2 protein-coding genes are annotated in these 1,221 nt (G+C 32.6%); both read right to left on the bottom strand.

Translation table 11 applies throughout. The features are described 5' to 3' along the window. Window positions 1-158: 158 nt before the first annotated feature. Window positions 159-878 carry a hypothetical protein gene (locus tag BJI48_RS09220; RefSeq protein WP_095334277.1) on the bottom strand — a complete coding sequence of 240 codons (720 nt, stop codon included), beginning with the start codon at window positions 876-878 and terminating at the stop codon, window positions 159-161. After that, entirely contained in the window at window positions 868-1,146 is a 279-nt protein-coding gene (locus tag BJI48_RS09215; protein ID WP_095334275.1) for a hypothetical protein, read from the bottom strand. Before BJI48_RS09215 ends, BJI48_RS09220 begins: the two co-directional genes overlap by 11 nt. Window positions 1,147-1,221 lie beyond the last annotated feature (75 nt).

Genomic DNA, 1,221 nt, shown 5'->3' with positions numbered 1-1,221 from the left:
CTCCTAAAGCTACCATCTCATATTCAAGCGAGCTTGAATATTCGAGATAAGTTTCATAGGTTTTCATTATTTATCCTAATCTGCGTTAATCGCAGTTTTTAGGCGTAGTGTAGTGTGCTTTGGGAGTGAAAAAAAGGGCGGGGAAAAAGATTTACAAATCAATCACCACGATAAATAAAACGATCAAATTTGTCTCGACTTTGATTGTCGTTTTCTTTGAAATTGTCTGGGTTAAATTTGTCTGGATTGCTATCATTTTGCTTAAAATTATATTTTTTTAAAATCTTGGTTTTGTCCCAAAGTTTTTTAGATACTTTAGCGGTTTTACTGGCATAAGGATAGTCTTTTATGAATATATATTTAACAACATCGATCAATTCAGCGATACACATTACAAACACTATCAAAGCACCCACGATGAGACAAGGTATAAGCAAAACATCTTTAATTGCCTCTTCATATCCCCAGTTTGAAGCAACTATAACTATGATAATTCCAATAACCGCACAAAATATAATGAAGTAAAATATACTTTGGAACCAAGAAATACAGCTTTTTTGATATTTAAATGTGCCTGCATAGTGTTGGCGATGTTTTTCAAAATTATATGTGGTTGCTAATATAGAGCCAATCACAAATGCGAGGATATAGCCAAAGCCGATAAGGAATATTATCGCAAAACTAATCCCTGTAGATACTTCGGGATAATAAATTGCACTCCATAGCAACAAAGCAATACCTAATGCTAAAAACATCCATTTTCTAAGCACGATAAAGCCAACAATCACAGCCAAAATAATCCCAAAACCTCCCACTTTGACCGCAATGTCTGCGTGTTCGTGTGCTAATCGAATAAAATATTCTGTCTCATAGCTCATAATATACACCTCCAATGATAAAATGATTAAAATAGTGCCTAATAAATCCTTTTATTGCTACTAATGGCACTTCCTCGACTGCAAAATGACATTTATTAAATGGCGGTGTTTTTAACATCTCATCAATGGTTGTCTTACCTAAAGTTAAACCCAAAACTGATGTTTGATGTTTTATTGACTTGGATTTGTTATTTTTTGTGGGTTGTGTGTGGAGTTGGATAGCTAAAACGCTTATAAGAAATATCCCCAATAACTTTTTTACTCCCATTTTTGTGCCTTTGAATTAATATATAATTTATAGATTATATATTAATTTTTAAAAAAACACACTAAAAGCAATCAA

The organism is Helicobacter sp. 11S02596-1, from assembly GCF_002272825.1.
Lineage (GTDB): Bacteria > Campylobacterota > Campylobacteria > Campylobacterales > Helicobacteraceae > Helicobacter_J.
This window is presented reverse-complemented; position numbering and strand designations above follow the sequence as displayed.